The following is an 18,556-nucleotide window of genomic DNA, read 5'->3' as shown; positions in this document are numbered from 1 at the left end:
CCCAGATTGCAATGAAAAAATGTATTCTCTTTCTACTTTTAATCCTTCTGAATTCGTGCGGTGTTCGAAAGTCCATCCAGCATTTGCCACAAACTGAAGGTTACAATAATGAAATGCCGGTTGTGGTAAAACATTCGCCAGAAAGTTTCAGTTACAAAGACAATTTTTTATTTAAAAACAAGCAGAATAACCTTTGGGAAATGTATGTTGAAGGTGATGCTCTGCAACGCGGTTTGATAATGGGAAGCCTGAGCGATTCGCTGATGAAAAAGCAAGAGACGGTTTTCTTTGGAAAAATCAAACAAATCGTTCCTTCGAATTTTAAATTGCGCTTGCTTCGCCAGTTTTTAAAAGTATACAACAGAAAGTTATACAAAAATGTTTCCGAAGAATATCAGACGGAAATCTATGGACTTTCGAGGTTTTCTTCTAAAGAATTTGATGACATTGCACCCCAATATTTGCGCGCGCTTTACCTTCACGGTGCCCATGATATCGGGCACGCCTTGACTGATTTGGCATTGGTTGGCTGTACTTCTTTTGCGGTTTGGAACAAAAAAACGCCTGACGGTTCGTTGTTAATCGGACGAAATTTGGACTTTTATGCGGGCGATGATTTTGCAGAAAACAAAATCGTTTATTTCATAAAACCAGACCTCGGGCATCCGTATGTGTCAGTTTCTTGGCCGGGAATGATTGGTGTCGTTTCAGGAATGAATTTAGAAGGTTTGACCGTGACAATAAACGCTGGAAAGTCAGATATTCCTTGGGTTGCCAAAACTCCTGTCTCGATTTTGGCGAGAGAAATTTTGCAATATGCTGGGACGATAGACGAAGCCATTGCCCTTGCAAAAAAGCGCGAAGTCTTTGTTTCGGAAAGTATTATGGTTGGAAGTGCAAATGACGGAAAAGCCATTTTATTAGAAGTTTCTCCGAATCATTTTGGAGTGTATGACGTGCCCAATAATTCAGAGTTAATTTGTGCGAATCATTTTCAGAGCGAAACTTACAAAAACGATAAAAAAAATAACAAACACATCATCGAAAGCCATTCAAAATACCGATTTGACCGGATGGAAGAATTGCTGGAGGAAAACCAAACAATCACTCCGAAGGAAGCGGTAAAAATACTTCGAGACAAGAACGGATTGAAAGGCAAATCGATTGGTTTTGGCAATGAAAAAGCGCTGAACCAACTGTTGGCGCATCACGGAATCGTTTTTAAACCAAAGGATAAATTGGTCTGGATTTCAGCAAATCCTTATCAACTGGGGGAATTTGTCTGTTATGATTTGAATAAAGTGTTTGGCTCAAAAATCGAAAATAATTCAACTACTTCTGAAATGAAAACCATGGCGGAAAGCAATTTGAATATTGAAAAAGATACTTTTTTAGAAACCAAAGCATACTCAGATTATGAAAAATATAGAATTCAGAATCGGGAATTTGATCACTACATAGAAAGTAAAACAGCTATTTCAGAAGAAATGATTTCAGAGTTTAAAAGCTTAAATGCAGAACATTGGGTGGTTTATTACAAAATCGGGAAATATTACCAAGAAAAAAAGCAGTACCAAAAAGCGTTTGATAATTTTGAAACCGCATTGACAAAAGAAATTACTACATTGCCAGACCGAAAAACAGTCGAAAAACAGTTGAAAAAAGCGAAACGAAAACTCTGATAATTTAATTTTTGATGGTTCGATTTTTCGAATTATCCAAGAATTTAAAAATTGGAAAATCACAAAAAAATGACATTCCCAGCAATAGAAAAAGCGTCAAAAGAAGAAATTAAAATACTCCAAGAAAGGTTGCTTCAGGAGACTTTGCATTATGTAAATGTGAATTCTGAATATTACAGAGCGCTTTTTTTAGAGCAAAATATTGATGTAAATGCAATCAAAACAATTTCTGATTTGCAACAGCTTCCAGTGACCACAAAAGATGATTTACAAAAAAATAACGATGCTTTTTTGTGTGTTCCAAAAAACAAAATCATTGATTATTGCACGACTTCAGGAACTTTGGGCGATCCCGTAACGTTTGGCTTGACCGACAAAGATTTAGACCGTTTGGCTTATAACGAAGCGATTTCTTTTGATGTTGCAGGCGTAAAAGAAGGCGATGTTGTGCAACTGATGACCACGATTGACCGAAGATTTGTGGCAGGTTTGGCGTACTTTTTAGGACTTCGAAAATTGGGTGTTGGCGTAATTCGTGTAGGTGCTGGAATTCCACAGTTGCAATGGGATTCTATTTTGAAATACCAGCCAAATTACTTGATTACAGTTCCGTCATTTTTATTGAAATTGATTGAATTTGCCGAACAGCACAATATTGACTACAATAATTCGGGAATAAAAGGTGCGATTTGTATTGGAGAACCATTAAGAAATCAAGATTTTACGCCTACTATTTTGGCCAAAAAAATTACGGATAAATGGAACATCAAGTTGTTTTCAACGTATGCTTCAACCGAAATGAGCACTGCTTTTACCGAATGCGAACATTCAAAGGGAGGCCACCATCATCCCGAATTGATTATTACAGAAATTCTTGACGACCAAAATAATCCGGTAAAATCAGGAGAAAGTGGCGAGTTGACTATTACTACATTAGGCGTGGAAGGAATGCCTTTGATCCGTTTTAAAACCGGCGATATCGTCCAGCTTCATGACGAACCTTGCCCATGCGGAAGAACGACGATTCGTGTTGGGCCCGTTTTAGGCAGAAAACAGCAAATGATAAAATACAAGGGAACAACGCTGTATCCGCCGGCGATGCACGATGTCTTGAGTCATTTTGACAGCGTTGAAAATCATGTGATAGAAATTTCTACGAATGATTTGGGAACAGATGAAATCGTAATTAAAATTGCTTCTGAAAAAGCGTCTGACGAATTACTCTCTGAAATTAAAGATTATTTCAGAGCAAAATTGCGCGTAACACCTAAAATTGAATTTGCTCCAATAGAAGAATTGAATAAAGTGGTTTTTCCGGCCATCAGCAGAAAGCCGATTCGTTTTTTTGATTTGAGATAATCTAGCACATTTTTCTTGATCCAAACTCTTTGTTGGAATCTAGCTTTTTTTGACGTTTTACCAATCTTTTCAGTGGAAGAATTTACCATCGACAAAAATGGCAATCTTGTATTTTTTGAAAGACAGATCATGCGTCCCGAAAACCGTTTTGTCGTGTATTCGATAGCGATAGCATCGTTTCCACAATGCTTTTGCCAAGCAAAATTCTTCCTTGGTATCTTTATTCTTGATGGCACCCATGATTTTAGCGCGCATATTATAAAGTTATCAAGAAAGTCTCATTCAGTGGGATTATAGTAAATGAGATTGCTTGTTCTCATTTAGTTGCTGTTGCTAATAAATTCATAATTTCTTTTAATGAAATTCTTTTTTCCTTATATTTATTGAACCAACCAACACAAACACCACAATGAAAATCTACATTAAATATGATATTAATGTGGCCTGTCGAACAATTTTACAAGAGCAACTTGAAAAGCTGGGAATACATTTTGATATGAATGAATCTGGAGAAATTCAGGTTTTAGAGGTTATTTCTCTGGAAGATAATATTCAATTGCAAGCCAACTTAAAAAGATATGGAATCGATATCTTGAGCGATCAGAAAAGCCAATTAATCCAACGGATTAAGAATGTGATTATGGACATGATCGGGAGAGAAAAGCTTCCAGCATCAAAAATTTCGCTTTATCTTGCTGAAAAAATGAATATGAATTACAGCTATATTTCTACTCTTTTTTCAGAATATACCCACAGCTCAATTGAGAATTATATCATATTGCAAAAGATTGAAAAAGCGAAAAAGTTATTGCTTCAAGAATTATCATTAACTGAAATTTCATATATTTTAAATTACAGCAGTGTTGCACATCTTTCGGGGCAATTTAAAAAAACCACGGGGCTTTCTCCGTCGGTTTTTAAGAAAATTATTGATGGAAGAAAAAGAAAAATCTATACGACATAAGACAAAATCACATGAGCGAAGAAGAAGAAAAAATGAATATTATTTTAGCGGATGATGATGAAGATGATCGTGATGTTTTTAGGCAAGCAATTGAAGAGCTGGGCTTAAATGTTAATCTTTTGACATTTGAAACTGGTGATGATCTTTTAGATTATCTTTTTGATCCTGAAATAATTGAATTGCCACATATCCTTTTTCTAGATTTGAATATGTTTTGTGTTAAATATGAAAATTGCTTGAATGAAATTAGAAAAAGAGAAAAACTTCGAGATATGTCAATTGCCATTTATTCGACATCCACAGCTGAAAAAGATATTCACGAAACCTTTATTGGAGGCGCAAATATTTACATCAGTAAACCTAATGACTTTCAAGTTTTGAAGAAATCGCTTCGAGAAGTTTTAAAGATCAACTGGCAATTTCATACTTCGGGATTGAGCAAGGATACTTTTTTATTCAGCATATAATCGAAAAAGCTAGCTTTTCTTTTTCAAGAATAACTTCTTGATTTTTGTTCGCGCAGGAAGTGACGGATAACTTCTGTTTTTGGTAAGATTGTTGAAAATTAAGGCGATTATCAATAAAATCAATGCACCCGAAAGTATTGGGGAGATCACATACAAATACCCCAAATCCTTTATTTCAGCAGAACCTGTAACTGCAATTAAAGCGGTCGCGCCACCTGGCGGATGTAATGTTTTTGTGATTTGCATAAAAACAATGGATAAGGAAACAGCGAGTGGTGCGGCAACCCAAATTAACTCAGGAAGTAATTTTTGTATCGAAACGCCAATAATTGCGGAAACTAAATGGCCTCCGACCAAATTTCTGGGTTGTGCCAGCGGACTTTGGATAACGCCATAAACCAAAACACAAGAAGCTCCGAAAGAACCAATTAAAAAAATAAAATCGGATTGTGGAAATGCTTTATATTCTAAAAATGTAATAATTCCCAAGCCGATAAAAGAGCCAATAAATGCCCAAAAATGTTCGGTAAAATCCACCAAAGTTTCTTTGTATAAAACATATTTGGTTTTGCGATAGGTACGTTTTATTTTTTTGATTGGCATTAGGCAGTTGCTTTTTCTTGGTAAGTATAAACGGTATAAGAGCAGAAACGTTCAGCAGTAAATTTTGATACAAAACAAACAATCAAAATTGGCACGAAAAGCGTGTAATCACCAACTAATCCACAGACTAAAAATAAAGCGGTAAAAGGTGCGCTAATACTTGCAGAAAGCATTGCGGCCATGCCAATAATCATAAAGTTTATAGGAATTACTTCAGCATTGGCGTACTTGTTTAAAAGCAAAGCGGTAAATAAACCGATAAAGGCTCCGATAAAAATACTTGGAGCAAAAACTCCACCGTCGCCTCCAGCAGATAGGGTTACTGAGGTGATAATTGGTTTTAAAATAATTATGCCTAACAATGTCATAAAGACAGAAAGCGTCGGTATGACTGAACTTGATGTGGCAATATTCTGTTTGATTGCGTGATAGCCATCACCAAAAAGTTCTGGAAAAAAGGCAAGTGAGATTCCGATAATTGCTGATCCTAAAATGACGCGATGGTATTTTGTTTTAATGTTTGTAAATTTCTTTTTAAAAAACAAAACTGTTTTTGTGAGATACACTGAATTTAGTCCGGAGATGATTCCTAACAAAATAAAGTAAGGAAAGGCGTGCCAATGCCAAGTCTGGATATTAACGGCAAACAATGCCGTTTCGTGTAAAAAGAAAGACAAAGCCGTTGCTACGCCAATGGCAATGAATGTTGCGATTAAGAATACTTTAGAAATTTTCTTAGAAAGGACTTCATAAACAAAAAGAAATCCAGCCATGGGACTTGTAAAAAGCGCCGCGATTCCGGCTGCAGTTCCGGCACATATCAATTCGTTTTTATACTTTCTCAAGAATTTTTCCTTTGAATGTGCAATAGAACCAATTGCAGCAGAAGAAACAACGGTAGAAACTTCAATTCCAGTGGAACCTCCAAAAATCACGGTCAGAAATCCGTTTAAATAATGGGAAGGAATTTTGTATGCCGGAAGCGATTTGTCAGTTTTAAAACTTTCAAAAACCTCCTTGATACCTTTGTTTTCTTTATTCTTAAAAAGATATTTTCTTAAAAGATAAATTACAGAAAGACCAATGAAAGGCAAGATTAAAAAAAGATACCAATTTGTTTCTGCCTTGGCAAAGAAAATATCTTCATAATGTTCAGTAATATGTTTTAGAGAAATTGCCAGCAGTGCAGCTAAAAATCCAATAATAGCAGAAGCAATAATGAGGGTTTGCAATTGCAATCGTGTTAGCTTTTTTTTGCGAGTATTGAAATCAGGCATATCATAAAGGTTGAAGTAATGCAAAGTTATCTATAAATAAAGGAAGCATAAAGTTTTTGTATCATATAAAATAAGTTTAACGAAATTTAAAGCAATCTAAAACCAATTTCACTTAAAATTCTCACAGGGCATTTTACTTTTTGTGAAAAAAACAATATATTTGAATATCTCAATAATCCCCCAATTGAAGAATTCATACTTACTTTTAGCGGCAATTTTTTTAATTTTGAGTTGCAACTCAAAAGACAAAGAAGCGAGCCAACTTTTGACAATTTCAACTCCAATGGATTCTATTTTAGAGCATCCCGAAATGGACGAATTACCTCGCGATGAGAAAATAAAACTTTTAGACAGCTTGACCCAAATTTTGGCTAACGGAAGCAACGATACTGTATCAAGATCCAATATCATTCAAGTCGCCAATCATTATTTTTATTTAAACGAAATTGATAAATATCATGATGTTTCAAAGCAATTGGTCGCAATGGGTGATGAAGCAAATGACACCTTGGATATGGCTCGTGGTTATCAATATATTGGTGATTATTTTACGGATAGAAGCATTCCTGATAGTTCTTACTTTTATTTTACAAAGGCAGAAAAATTGCTTGCAGAAACGGATGATCGCGAAAACTTTGGACGTGTAAAACTTAAAAAAGGTTATCTTATTTATAAAATTAATGATTTGGCTTCATCAGAAGCTATAGCAATTCAAGCGTTGAAAATTGCGCACGAAGTAAAAGATTTGACGCTAGAATATGAGTGTTATAATTTTTTAAGTTCGGTACTTACCGCTCAAAATAAATATGATGAAGCCATTCAATACAACGAGAAAGCTTTAAAAACGCTTGATGAATTTACAGATGATCCTCAGTATTTTACACTTTTAAAATCGCAGACTTACAACAGCATTGGGACCGTTTTTATGTCTAAAAAAGAATTTAAAATCGCCGCAGATCATTTTAAAAAAGGTTTAGAAATGCCTGATTTACTTACGATTCATCCGGCATATTATGCTTACATCTGGGACAATTTGATATATTGCCGTGAAAAAATGGGTGATAAAAATGTGTTAGGAGATTATAAAAATTGCCTAAAAATTAGAGATAGTACGGGCGACCTTGCCGGAATTGTAACTAGCAAAATTAAGTTGGCCAATTATTATCTATCAAAAAAAGATACTGTTCTTGCACTTGAATCAATTCGAGAGGCGAGAAAACAAGCCGAAGAAATTAAGAGTGTAGGGGATGTAAATGAATCATTACAGGTTTTGGCTAAAGCTGATGTAAAAAATAGTCCGATTTACTTTGAAAAATATGTCACACTTACTGATGAAAATCTTAAAAAGGAAAGAGAACAACGAGACAAATTTGCAAGAATAGAATATGAAACCGATGAGATTTTATCAGAAAAAAAAATAGTAGAATCTGAAAAAGATCGAATTTCGTTGCAACGCTGGATGATCTTAGGGTTTAGCGTGCTTTTAGTGCTCATTATCATATTATGGTATATGATTCAATCGCAACGGAACAAAAATAAAGAATTGCGCTATATTCAGCAGCAGCAGGAAGCCAACGAAGAAATTTATGAATTAATGCTTGACCAACAACAAAAGTTGGAAGAAGGAAAGCAGCTGGAGAAAAAGCGAATTTCACAAGAATTACACGATGGTATAATGGGCAAACTGACCGGTATTCGGTTGAACCTTTTTGTTTTGAGCAAAAAACGAGATGATGCCACGATTGATCATTGTTTGCAACACATTGCAGAAATCCAGAATGTTGAAAAAGAAATCAGGACGATTTCACACGATTTGAGTAAAAACTTTTTTTCTGATGTCGTAAATTTTATTATAATCGTAAAAAATCTTTTTGCCTCGATAGAAAACCATAGCGACATTCATTTTGAACTAAAAGTTGATGAAAAGATAGATTGGGAAATAGTCAATAGCAATATAAAAATGCAGATTTACCGTATCTTGCAAGAATCAATTCACAATATTCAAAAGCACGCAAATGCTACTGAAGTATTTATTTCAATGGCTAAATTTGATAATGATTTAAAAATTGAAATAAAAGATAACGGTACCGGTTTTGATATAGCTGAAAAAAAACAAGGTATCGGTTTAAAAAACATTCAAGACAGGCTTGAACAAATTGGCAGTACACTAACTATTAATTCTACTATCGGAAAAGGTACAGTAATTCACCTTATTTTTCCGATATAAATAGACAAGAAGAAAAAACTTATGGCAATGCGCATTTTAATGGTGGATGACCACCCCACACAACTTGACGGTTATAAGATAATTTTGGCTTACAACAATCAAGGAATTGAAATTGATGCCACAATGGCTTACAATTGTAAAGCGGCTTTTGAAATCATTACTGATCCTGATACTTTGGCTTTTGATATGGTCTTTTTAGATCTAAATCTTCCTGGTTATCCTGAGGAGTTGCTTAAATCAGGTGAAGACTTGGCTTATCTTGTAAAAAAATACTTTCCAGATGCAAAAATTATAATGCTTACTTCTCATTCAGAATCTTTCGTATTGTATAATATTGTAAAGAAAATTAAACCAAATGCTTTTTTGGTCAAGAGCGACTTTGGAGGCGAAGAGCTTCTGATGGCTTTTGATACCGTGATTAAAGATGAAACGTATTATAGCGAAACGGTTACGGCAAGTATTCAAGAATTGTTATCTCGAGAAGAATATTTAGACACTTACAATCGGCAAATCATCACGCTTTTGGCTCAAGGTGTAATGACAAAAAATCTTCCGGAGCATCTGAATCTTTCGATGAGCGCTGTAGAAAAGCGCAAATCTCAGATCAAGGATTATTTTTGTATTGAAAAAGGTAGCGACGAAGACATTGTTCGCGAAGCCAGAAAATTAGGATTTATATAGCTACTAACATTTTTAACAAATTTTACGGAAAAACCGTACTCTGTTGTTTTTTCATTGCCTTATTTTTACGCTTAAGCAGTTTGTTTTTGAGCATACATATAATGGTAAAAATACTTTCACTTTTAGCGATACTTCTTTCAGCAGAAATTTCAACAACTGCATTACTAGATTCTGTTCCAAACAAACAAGAAAAAAAGATAAAAGAAACAAACACCACGCAAATAAAGCGTTTTAATGATAACATTATTCATTATCCTTATTTTGATTTTAAGAAAAAAAAGATAGATGATGAATAAGTTGTAGATTTTTAGTTTAGTAGTAGTTTTTAGGACGGTGGTTTTGGTAGGCCACCGTTTTTCTTTTTTAATATTCAAATGATATTGCTTTTAGCATCAATCATTACTTTTGAAAATTAACTTTTTCCAAAAAACCTCTCTTATCCATTTTAGAATCACAATGTTTGGGTAAAATTAAATATAAATTTTATTAAAAAAAATCATGAATTTAGAAGGTGTTGCTGTTTTGAATAAAGAGCAACAAAGAAATGTAAGTGGAGGAGACGAAGCAGGAAAAAGACCACGCGGGTGCAGACAATGGTCAATATCATTATTTGGATATACATTAGTTGCGTACAATAATGATGAGTGCCAAAATTCAGATGGTAATTGGGATTGGGGAGGAAATGGACCTGTTCCTTAATCCATAAAAGTCAAAAAGGGCTGACTTTTTAATCAGCCTTAAAAAAAAAACAATATGAAAATTTTTTTAATAATTTTATTTTTAGGTTTGATCCAATGTTCATTTGGATAAGATTCGATTATTTTATTGAACGAAGTGACAATAAATAAATCAGCGGAAAAAGATTTGAAGAAAATAATAAAAAGCATCAAAAAAAATCTTAAAAAAAAATTATCAAATTGAGCAAAAGGAATTTAAGATAAAACAGTTTTCACTTTTAAATTCTAAAGACACTTTAATTAGCAATGAACTTACATGTTTTTTTAATATCAATTCGTTAGACAATAATTTTTCGAAAAAAGAAACCAAAACCAAAAATAACTATGCTTATAAAAAAATTGATTTTTTTGACGCTTATGAGGAAGCAAAGGATTCCCCAGAATATTGGATATCAGAAGTGTTAATTAGAAAAAATTTGAACATCGTTGCTTTTGATTTTTTTAATTCATTTCAGGATTACAAATTTGAAATAAAAACGGAAGAAAATTTAGTAACTGTTTGCTTTTTATCTGAAGAGATGTACTCTGGATTTTTCACATACGATAAGAGAAATTATAATTTACATAGAATATCTTTTTCAAGTTCTCAGCCTTATCCGTTTATAGTCTCAAATAATGACAACGGTCAAAAAAGAGGGTTGAAGAGCTGGACATATACTATTGAAAATACAATAATTGACTTTACTGAAAATAGCCAGAAACAAATTTCTTTGAAAAGTATTATTTCAACAGAAGAAATTAAAGATTATAGTTCTATAAAATATGATAAAAATGGAAAAGAAATTAGAAAAGATGGAATTTACAGTTTTCATTCTTTTTTAAAAATGGAAGCAGTACAGTAATATTAAAATACCGCAAGAAAACAAATTTAAAATTCAAATAATCGATGAAGAACAATATATTAAGTGTGGTTGGTTTGTTTCTATTTTTAGTTTTCTCGAGTTGCAAATCAAAAGAAGTGCAATTTAAAGATACCATGCCAGACTATATTCCTTATTACTTAAAGGTTTATGATGCAGATAGCTTGTTTTTGTCTAGTAATTATAATGAAAGCAATAATATACTAGACAGCTTATTCAAAAAACACCTTCCAATAAATGCAGAGGGCTATTATGAATACAGCAATTATATAATATCTTCAATAATGACGGGCAGGACAAAGGATATTAAAAACAAAATTAAGTATGCGTATGAAAATTTTTATGGAATTGGAATAATGCACATGGAATATTCTAAAATAGGAGATTCTCTTAATAAGTATCAAAACTTATTTGACAAAAAAGAAATAGAAGGATTCAAGGAAATATATAAAAAAAAGATTGATTTCAGTTTGAGAAACCAGATCATAATGATGGTTGGTAAAGATCAGGATATTCGGAATCAGAGTGTTATAAATATAGATTCAATCATAAATATAAGGCAAAAGCAAGAGCCTATAATTAAGGAAATTTTTTCAAAAGTTGGGTACCCTGCCAGAAAAATTATTGGCAGAATAGATCTTGACGGAAAACAAGATGATTTTAATCTATTGCTTCTACATTCTGATAATTCTTTTAAAAAAAATGTTTTGCCATTTCTACTAGATGAGGTTAAAAAGGGCAAATATAGTCCACAAGATTATGCAATGATTTATGATAAGTCACTACAAGATTTGAAAATACAATATTATGGAGAATTTCGTAAAAATGAAACAGAATTAGTAGACTTAATCAACGCTAAGGATATAGATTCTATAAGGAAAACAATTGGACTGCCCAAGCTGTCTTATGTTTTTTGGAAAGAAAAATATATAAAAAGAATGATTGCAAAGATGCAATCTGAATATTAATTATTAACCTAAATTTTTTTAAAATGAAATTCATTAACGATTTTAAACAACAAGGATTGGCTTTAAAATCAGAAGAACTTCAGAGTGTAAATGGATCAAAACAATGGAAGAACAAACTGCATTATAAAAAAGCACTTCTTTTATTATTATTTGTTGCCTCAACGGCTTTTTCTTGCACAAATAAAAAAGAAGAAGTTAAGATTTTAGCACAGCAATCCCCGGATAATTCTATAATCGGAAAAACGCTCTCGAGTTTGTATGAGTCTAAATATTTTGTGGCAGGCAATGATTTGGTAGTTGCGCCAGAATTAAAGAAACACTTAAATTCTTCTTCCGATAAATTTGTTCAAGTTGGCGCACAGTTGCTTGAGAAAACCAATGTGAGAGTTACGGCTTTGAAAGTTGCAGATTCCAAACAAAATGCTCAGAAAACAAACCCGCAAGATTGCTATTTATTTTTTGAAAAAGGAAAGAATTTTGAAATTATTGATTTTATTAAAGTTGATAAAGGGAAGGACTATGTTTCCAATGTAATTTTTGAGAATAATACCTCTGGAATTGCTGTGGGCGTTTTTTCTGAAAGCCAAGAATATTTTGAACTACAAGAACTTTTTGAAGTCAACTCTTCGGGCAAAAAAAACAAATTGAGCTTGAATACAGTGATTCTTGATTGTCCCGTTCCTACGGATTATGTAGGCGAGGAAGATTCGGGAAATTATAAATTCGGAGTTAAAAGCGGAAAAAAATATTCAAGATTTTGGAAAGAAAACACAAATCAAACCGATGCAAAACAGAGCGGAGATTTTGTTTTAAAACAAGCCACAGTTTCTTCAAACGGTAAAGATTTTAAAATAAGCGTGTATGAAAAAAATGAAAAAAAGTTAGAGAACTCACAGCATTTTGACTTGAAAATTGAAATTTCTGAAAAAGCCAGAAATGTTTTTAGAGCAATAAAAAGCAATCAAAATATAATTGCGTCAGTCGATGGAAATTGTTCCGCCGACGGATTTACCGATGTGGTTTCAAAAGATAATTATTTTACAATTGAACAGACTTTTTGTAAAAACGTTTTGTATGTAAACGCTTACACAACTTTTAAAATTGTTGGCAATAATGTGTTGCTTCATAAATATACGGAGACCTATACCGATAGAAATAATCCAGATAAAGTGTTACAAGACAAAACATGGACGGCCAAGAAATTTGGTCAAGTAAAGTTTGAAAATTTTAATCATCAAACTTCCATAAAAAGATGATTTCTAAAGCATTCATGGTAAGGTATATGAAAAAGGAAATTACTATATAAGCATACACAAAAATTGTATGAAAATTTGGTAAGGAAATGGAAGACCAATAAATCAGTGGTAAGGGAAAATTTTAAATTAAAAAACATCATGAAGCTGTTAAAAATAAGTTCAATATTGATAATCATTTTACAATTGACAAGTTGCAAAGGTCATGACGAAAAAGGGGTAAGTTATCCAAAACAAAAAAAAAGGAATACGGAGAAATTTGATATTGAAAAATTTGATCAATATGCGAATATGCCCAACAAACCGTATTCAGAGAATTGCAAGGAAATTTTGCCTGATAAGTCAGAAAAAGTGCAATTGCTGATGGCAGAAAATTATCAAGAAGAAATAATTCCGCCACCGCCAAGCATGATAAAAAGAGTAAAAACATTTTATCTGAACACCGGAGTGATTAAAGAAGAACTGAGTACTTACATCGGACTTCATTTTCCTGTTGGTGAAATAAAATATTATGATCAAAAAGGAAATTTGGTAAAGACAGAAGATACTGACTTAGCTTATAAAGACTTTTCCGTTAAACTTTTAGATTTGTTCGAAATTTTACAGAAAGAGCCTTTGCTGGATGGACTTTCAATGGAAGAAAAAGAAAATTTTAATAGGATTTTTGAAATCAGAAAAGAATCCAAAGACGTTTCGTTAGAAGATGTTTTTAAAGAATTTAAGCAAAACAAATTTTTAAATTCTATGGACGACAAAGACAGGCGAAGTTTGATTGGAATTGACTTTAATGAAACAAAAAAAGAATGGAAGGTGGTTAAGGATCTCTATCCCTTTGGTCTAATTAACATTAAAGTAGATGCTAATGATGGAAGAGTTTTAGAAAAAAAATATGAAGCAGAAAAGAGACCTTGATTCTCCATAAGCAATTATAAAAAGAGCAAAGTTTGGGAAGGACGCGACGCTGTTTATAAATATGCCTGTAGAAAGTCTACCGATTTTATGGGAAACAACAAGGCAAAGCTAAAGGAAACAAACGATAATGTGACCGCAGAAAGTATGTGACTTTTGTAGTAGCAAAAAAAAGGAAGGAAGGCATTTATTTGGATTAGGCGGAAATCAAGGCGATCCAGTAAAAATTAGTGCCTATAGCGTCAGAAATTCAAGAGTTTATCCGATTGAATATACATTTAAAGAAGAAGATTATGAATAAATTAGTTTTTGTCTTAGTGGTCCTTTTTTCATCTTGCAATCAAAATGCAACCACACTCGATTCTTTCCAACAGCCCAAAACCAATCCTTCTGATGATAAATTTATAGCTGATTTTCCGAAGAGCTATGCTGACTTTGTAGCTGTTTATGGTTGGAATGAAGAAAAAGAGGAGCCGTCTCCTCTGTATGATGAGAGTGAGGCACACATCGCGCGTTTTTATCAAATCGTAGAAGAGAATCCCAAGTACAGTAGCAAAATTTACGACATCGCCCAAAACGGAAGATGGCAGGCCGATGTGGTCAATATTTTTCAGATGAAGGCATTGGCCTACATTAAAAATCATAAAGACGATTTCTGCACGTATCTTAAAAATATAAAAGATACAAATAAGACTAAATCAATCTATTATTTTTTAATTGACAAACCTACCGCGACCCCAAATGTGATAGAACTTTCTGAAAAATGTTCTGAAGAAAATAAAAAACTTCTTGAAGCGGTAATTAAAGAATACAAAGCCAAAAATACTTCAAGTAAAACGCCTTCAGCATCAAGTGGTAATCTCAGTAGCTTTGTTCCTAATGATTTTGTCGTGCTTGAAAAAGCGATGGCTGACTACAACGCTGATGGCCATCAAGATGCCATTTTGATACTTTCTCCTGTTAATGAAAATACGATTTCGATAGAAGAATCTGAAAAAACCGGCAAAAAAAGACAGCTCATTATTTTAGAAAGCACAGGAAACGGTCATTATATTTTGGCTGTAAAAAACGAGAATATTATTCCCTGTCTGAAATGCAACGCTCCTGCCGATTCTTACTCTGATTTCAAGGCCAAAAATAATGAACTTCAGTTCACGAAAATCTCTGGCTACAACTCACAGGTGGAACTTATAACTTTTATCTTTAAGTACGAACAAAGCGAATGGTTGCTAAGCAGGATTTCTACATCAGAAAAATCTGGAAATACAACTGAAAAAAACGTATTGACACTGATAAAAAAACCAAAGCTTGTTGCTTTAGATTTGGCAAATTTTGCTACTTATCAAACTGGAGAAATTAAAGATGCTGACGGATATACCAATTTAAGGCAAGAAAAAAACGCAACCTCAAAGATTCTCGAAAAGATAAATTCAGGAACTCGCATACAGATTTTGGACAATTCAAGTGACTGGTGGCGCATTAAAAACAAAGAAAAAACAGGCTATGTCCATAAGTCGAAGATTTCGATTTAAACCCAAATACTTTAATGGCACAATTACCTACTGCAGATAAAGGTGCTGAAAAATTTTTCAAAAAGAACAACAACTTTCGATTGGCAAATTTGAAAGCATTTTTTAAACCTTGAGAAAAGAATTATGAAGAACAATAAAATCATACTATTATTATTAATAAGTGCCCTTTTCATAAAATGCAACACTGACAAAAATTTAGGCGGATATATTGAACCTTACAACAATGCAGAACAGCCAGTCGATACCGTTTTCTATAAAAAAGAAAAAGAAGTATTGATGAATAGTGTCTTTGAACAAGGTACTTGCGACAGCATTATTTCAAAAGATTTTACACTTGATATAACACACGAAAAAGAGAAACTAGACAATTATGAAATTGCAGTTTTTGTTTCGGGAATGCGAATTTATAAAGGAAAATACCAAAACAGTATAAATATCAAAGATGTCAAATTATGCGGTGCTGATAACAAAATGGCTTCGATGACTTTTTATGTTTTTGATGATCAAGAAAGTAGAGTCCACAAGTTTTCTGATGGAGAATGGACGTATCCCATTTTAGATGCTAAATATGAAAAACTAGAAATAAAATTGCTTCCAGAACCAAAAACATTTCATGATTCTTTTAGAACGAGTTTTGTGATTACAAACATTTCTGATAAGATTCAATATGAAAAAAAAAGGAACCTGAATAAAAAATAACAAGAAGGAACGAAAGAAGCCCTTCGGTTTTATGTGCTTCCATATTCTTATTAAGAAAAATAATTGAAAATGACCCATCAAGAATAGTTGCTTATTTGAATTTAGCTGACTCACAATGGGATTTGGAAAACCGTGAAACCGCATCTAAAAATTATCAAAAATATATTTCATTGATGAAATCAAATAATAAAGATTTGAAAAAAAATACCAGCCAGAGCAATAGAAAGAGCAAAGCTTAATTAACTAAATACATAAAAAGTATGAAATCTATTTACATCTTAATTTTCGCCCTCACAATATTATCTTGCAAATCAAACACAGAAAACAAAGATACGGTTGCAAATTCAGATACTATTTCTCAAGATTTAATAACTCCTTTTAAAAAGTCTTAAAAAAAATAATACTGATCATGATACCATTAAATCCAATGCCATAAATGAGCAATCTCTAAAAAAAGTAAGTTTGCCTTTTGATTTTCAAACATATATGAAACGCTGTTATTTAGAAGAAAAAACAGAATGTGATGAGGGATTTCCTTTTTATGAAACAACAGAATTGCCAGTAGTTACCAGCTTAATTAACAGCAAAATAAGTAAAAATACTCTGGGTAGATTTTATTGGATGGAAAATGGCGATTTAAGTTTTGAAACTTATATTTTTAAGATAAGAGACGAAAAAGAAGATTATTTTTCAAAAGTTATTATTAATAAATGTTAAAGAAATTTTTATACAGCCAAGAAATTGCAATTGTTTATGCAATTTTAGATGCGATTCCGGATTTGCCTTTAAGCGATGATAAACCCGTCAGAATGATTATCGAAGAACGACTGTAAAATAAGAAACTCGGGCTTCAGCAAGCGTTGGGACCACAAAAGGGACAGAGATTTTATAAATTGTTACAAATAAACCTATGAAAATATTAAATCTATTAGCAATTTTATTCCTGTTGACTTCGTGTAACGGACAAAATAATAAGGAAAAAAACAATCAAGAAAAAACTATAGAGCAAACCGCAACCGGAAAAAATTCGCCATATAATGTGTTTCATGAAGGAGAAATGAAAATTGATTTTGTGGATTTTATAAATACTAATAAAGATAAAATCCAAGCAGAACTTAATAAAAAAGGCTATAAAAAACCATCAGAAACTGTTTTTGAATCGAAGATAAAAATGTTTTATAATTGGGATATTAAGAAATATTCCAACGTAAGCGCATTGCAACAAAGCATGCTTTCTGAAATTGCCGTAAAAGATTTGGGAATCGTGTTTGTGGAAGGAAGCGATACAGAAATTGAGGCGGATTTATTATACAATTACAACCAGTTTATTTTTTATAACGAGAGAGTCGCATTAACTTGGCTAAAGGCGAAAAAACCTGATTTATTGCATCTGCTTGTTAAATCATATGGCTTTACAAAAGATGATGAGATTTTAAAATTTGTATTTGATATAGTAAATTTTAAAAACAGTTTTGACATCACAGAAATCATTTTTGGCACAGAAAACAATAAATTGGTAATGCGTGAAGAAATGGTCACAAAGATTCGTCAGATCAAATATAAAGGACAAACTGTAGCAGGATTTTCTGAAACTGTGACGGGTGATTTTTATACAACGATAGTCAAGAATATAAATGACATCGTCAAAAATCCGAAAAACTATAAAGATCCAGATCGTTATGTAGCATTTTTATTGAATGAACTCGCGCTTTCAGGGATTACAGGCGATATTGATTTAGTTTTGAGTACTAATGCAGTGTATTCAAAAAAGATAAAAGATAACAAATATTACAATTTTGAGGAATTAAAAAGCTACATAGAAAATAATTATGATTCAAGTAACGCAGATGTCTCAGCTATTTATTTTATAAACGACGCAGATGGTTATACCAACTTAAGGCAAGAAAAAAACGCAACCTCAAAGATTCTTGAAAAGATAAATTCAGCAACTCGCATACAGATTTTGGACAATTCAAGTGACTGGTGGCGCATTAAAAACAAAGAAAAAACAGGCTATGTCCATAAGTCGAAGATTTTGATTTATTAAGATTTAAGCGCACTAGTAGCAATGTCAAAAAATGGCTCAAGAATCAGCTATTTTGAAACATAACATTCTAAGACAAAAAAAGGAAAAGAACTTTGCTGAGGGTTTTATGGAAATGATATTATGAAATCTTTCAAAATCTCCACAGCTATAAATTATAAGTATAATTCGAACTAATTATTATGGATATGTTTATGATAAATAATTTTAACAGACTGTAATAATGCTCCTGAAAAATCAGATTATGGCGTCTTGTTTCTCGCCATAAAGGTTAGGAAATGAGGTTTTGGATTA

General features: G+C 32.7%; 21 protein-coding genes. 18 read left to right on the top strand and 3 right to left on the bottom strand.

Features of this window, described 5'->3' with window-relative positions; genetic code table 11:
• Positions 1–11: 11 nt before the first annotated feature.
• The gene (locus tag EG849_RS00565; protein ID WP_125011137.1) at positions 12–1,682 is read left to right on the top strand and encodes a C45 family autoproteolytic acyltransferase/hydolase; all 1,671 of its coding nucleotides are present in this window, start codon (positions 12–14) and stop codon (positions 1,680–1,682) included.
• Between the two features lie 69 nt (positions 1,683–1,751).
• On the top strand, positions 1,752–3,041 hold the full coding sequence (locus tag EG849_RS00560; RefSeq protein ID WP_125011136.1) for a phenylacetate--CoA ligase family protein: 1,290 nt from the start codon (positions 1,752–1,754) through the stop codon (positions 3,039–3,041).
• Positions 3,042–3,110: 69 nt separating this feature from the next.
• Here the strand turns inward: EG849_RS00560 and EG849_RS00555 are convergent, their stop codons facing one another.
• Complete coding sequence (locus EG849_RS00555) at positions 3,111–3,296, bottom strand: very short patch repair endonuclease (protein WP_233581724.1); 186 nt, start codon at positions 3,294–3,296, stop codon at positions 3,111–3,113.
• A 154-nt stretch (positions 3,297–3,450) separates the two neighbouring features.
• Here EG849_RS00555 and EG849_RS00550 point away from each other — a divergent pair, with 154 nt between their 5' ends.
• Positions 3,451–4,005 carry a helix-turn-helix domain-containing protein gene (locus EG849_RS00550; protein WP_125011135.1) on the top strand — a complete coding sequence of 185 codons (555 nt, stop codon included), beginning with the start codon at positions 3,451–3,453 and terminating at the stop codon, positions 4,003–4,005.
• Between the two features lie 11 nt (positions 4,006–4,016).
• Entirely contained in the window at positions 4,017–4,472 is a 456-nt protein-coding gene (locus EG849_RS00545) for a response regulator (RefSeq protein ID WP_233581723.1), read from the top strand.
• A gap of 9 nt (positions 4,473–4,481) precedes the next feature.
• On the opposite strand, the gene EG849_RS00540 is transcribed toward EG849_RS00545, so the two are convergent.
• Both EG849_RS00540 and EG849_RS00535 read right to left on the bottom strand, forming a co-directional pair.
• Positions 4,482–5,075 carry an HPP family protein gene (locus tag EG849_RS00540; protein ID WP_125011134.1) on the bottom strand — a complete coding sequence of 198 codons (594 nt, stop codon included), beginning with the start codon at positions 5,073–5,075 and terminating at the stop codon, positions 4,482–4,484.
• The gene (locus EG849_RS00535; protein ID WP_233581722.1) at positions 5,075–6,307 is read right to left on the bottom strand and encodes a chloride channel protein; all 1,233 of its coding nucleotides are present in this window, start codon (positions 6,305–6,307) and stop codon (positions 5,075–5,077) included. The genes EG849_RS00540 and EG849_RS00535 overlap by 1 nt, the downstream gene beginning before the upstream one ends.
• A 229-nt stretch (positions 6,308–6,536) precedes the next feature.
• On the opposite strand from EG849_RS00535, the gene EG849_RS00530 reads away from it, so the two are divergent.
• The 14 genes from EG849_RS00530 to EG849_RS00475 all read left to right on the top strand — a co-directional run bounded on the left by EG849_RS00530 (position 6,537) and on the right by EG849_RS00475 (position 18,265).
• Positions 6,537–8,579, top strand: coding sequence for a tetratricopeptide repeat-containing sensor histidine kinase (locus tag EG849_RS00530; RefSeq protein ID WP_125011132.1), 2,043 nt, complete (start codon positions 6,537–6,539; stop codon positions 8,577–8,579).
• A gap of 27 nt (positions 8,580–8,606) precedes the next feature.
• Entirely contained in the window at positions 8,607–9,260 is a 654-nt protein-coding gene (locus EG849_RS00525; protein WP_158611900.1) for a response regulator, read from the top strand.
• A 101-nt stretch (positions 9,261–9,361) separates the two neighbouring features.
• A complete protein-coding gene (locus EG849_RS00520) occupies positions 9,362–9,556 on the top strand; it encodes a hypothetical protein (RefSeq protein WP_125011130.1) in 195 nt (64 codons plus the stop codon).
• 202 nt (positions 9,557–9,758) lie between these two features.
• Positions 9,759–9,959: a hypothetical protein gene (locus EG849_RS00515; RefSeq protein ID WP_125011129.1), complete on the top strand. Its 201-nt coding sequence runs from the start codon at positions 9,759–9,761 to the stop codon at positions 9,957–9,959.
• Between the two features lie 454 nt (positions 9,960–10,413).
• Entirely contained in the window at positions 10,414–10,839 is a 426-nt protein-coding gene (locus EG849_RS00510) for a hypothetical protein (RefSeq protein ID WP_125011128.1), read from the top strand.
• Between the two features lie 44 nt (positions 10,840–10,883).
• On the top strand, positions 10,884–11,825 hold the full coding sequence (locus EG849_RS00505) for a hypothetical protein (RefSeq protein ID WP_125011127.1): 942 nt from the start codon (positions 10,884–10,886) through the stop codon (positions 11,823–11,825).
• Between the two features lie 23 nt (positions 11,826–11,848).
• Positions 11,849–13,081 (top strand): hypothetical protein, encoded by a 1,233-nt coding sequence (locus EG849_RS00500; protein WP_125011126.1) that lies wholly within the window; start codon positions 11,849–11,851, stop codon positions 13,079–13,081.
• A gap of 165 nt (positions 13,082–13,246) precedes the next feature.
• A complete protein-coding gene (locus EG849_RS00495) occupies positions 13,247–13,990 on the top strand; it encodes a hypothetical protein (protein ID WP_125011125.1) in 744 nt (247 codons plus the stop codon).
• Between the two features lie 290 nt (positions 13,991–14,280).
• The gene (locus tag EG849_RS00490) at positions 14,281–15,519 is read left to right on the top strand and encodes an SH3 domain-containing protein (protein ID WP_125011124.1); all 1,239 of its coding nucleotides are present in this window, start codon (positions 14,281–14,283) and stop codon (positions 15,517–15,519) included.
• Between the two features lie 123 nt (positions 15,520–15,642).
• Positions 15,643–16,218 (top strand): hypothetical protein, encoded by a 576-nt coding sequence (locus EG849_RS00485; protein WP_125011123.1) that lies wholly within the window; start codon positions 15,643–15,645, stop codon positions 16,216–16,218.
• 95 nt (positions 16,219–16,313) lie between these two features.
• Entirely contained in the window at positions 16,314–16,457 is a 144-nt protein-coding gene (locus tag EG849_RS15540) for a hypothetical protein (protein ID WP_158611899.1), read from the top strand.
• A 223-nt stretch (positions 16,458–16,680) separates the two neighbouring features.
• Positions 16,681–16,935, top strand: a complete 255-nt coding sequence (locus tag EG849_RS00480) for a hypothetical protein (protein WP_125011122.1) — start codon at positions 16,681–16,683, stop codon at positions 16,933–16,935.
• A complete protein-coding gene (locus tag EG849_RS15940; RefSeq protein ID WP_262678913.1) occupies positions 16,929–17,051 on the top strand; it encodes a hypothetical protein in 123 nt (40 codons plus the stop codon). Before EG849_RS00480 ends, EG849_RS15940 begins: the two co-directional genes overlap by 7 nt.
• Before the next feature lie 77 nt (positions 17,052–17,128).
• Positions 17,129–18,265, top strand: coding sequence for an SH3 domain-containing protein (locus EG849_RS00475; RefSeq protein WP_125011121.1), 1,137 nt, complete (start codon positions 17,129–17,131; stop codon positions 18,263–18,265).
• Positions 18,266–18,556 lie beyond the last annotated feature (291 nt).

Source organism: Flavobacterium macacae, from assembly GCF_003865365.1.
Classification (GTDB): Bacteria; Bacteroidota; Bacteroidia; order Flavobacteriales; family Flavobacteriaceae; genus Flavobacterium; species Flavobacterium macacae.
This window is presented reverse-complemented; position numbering and strand designations above follow the sequence as displayed.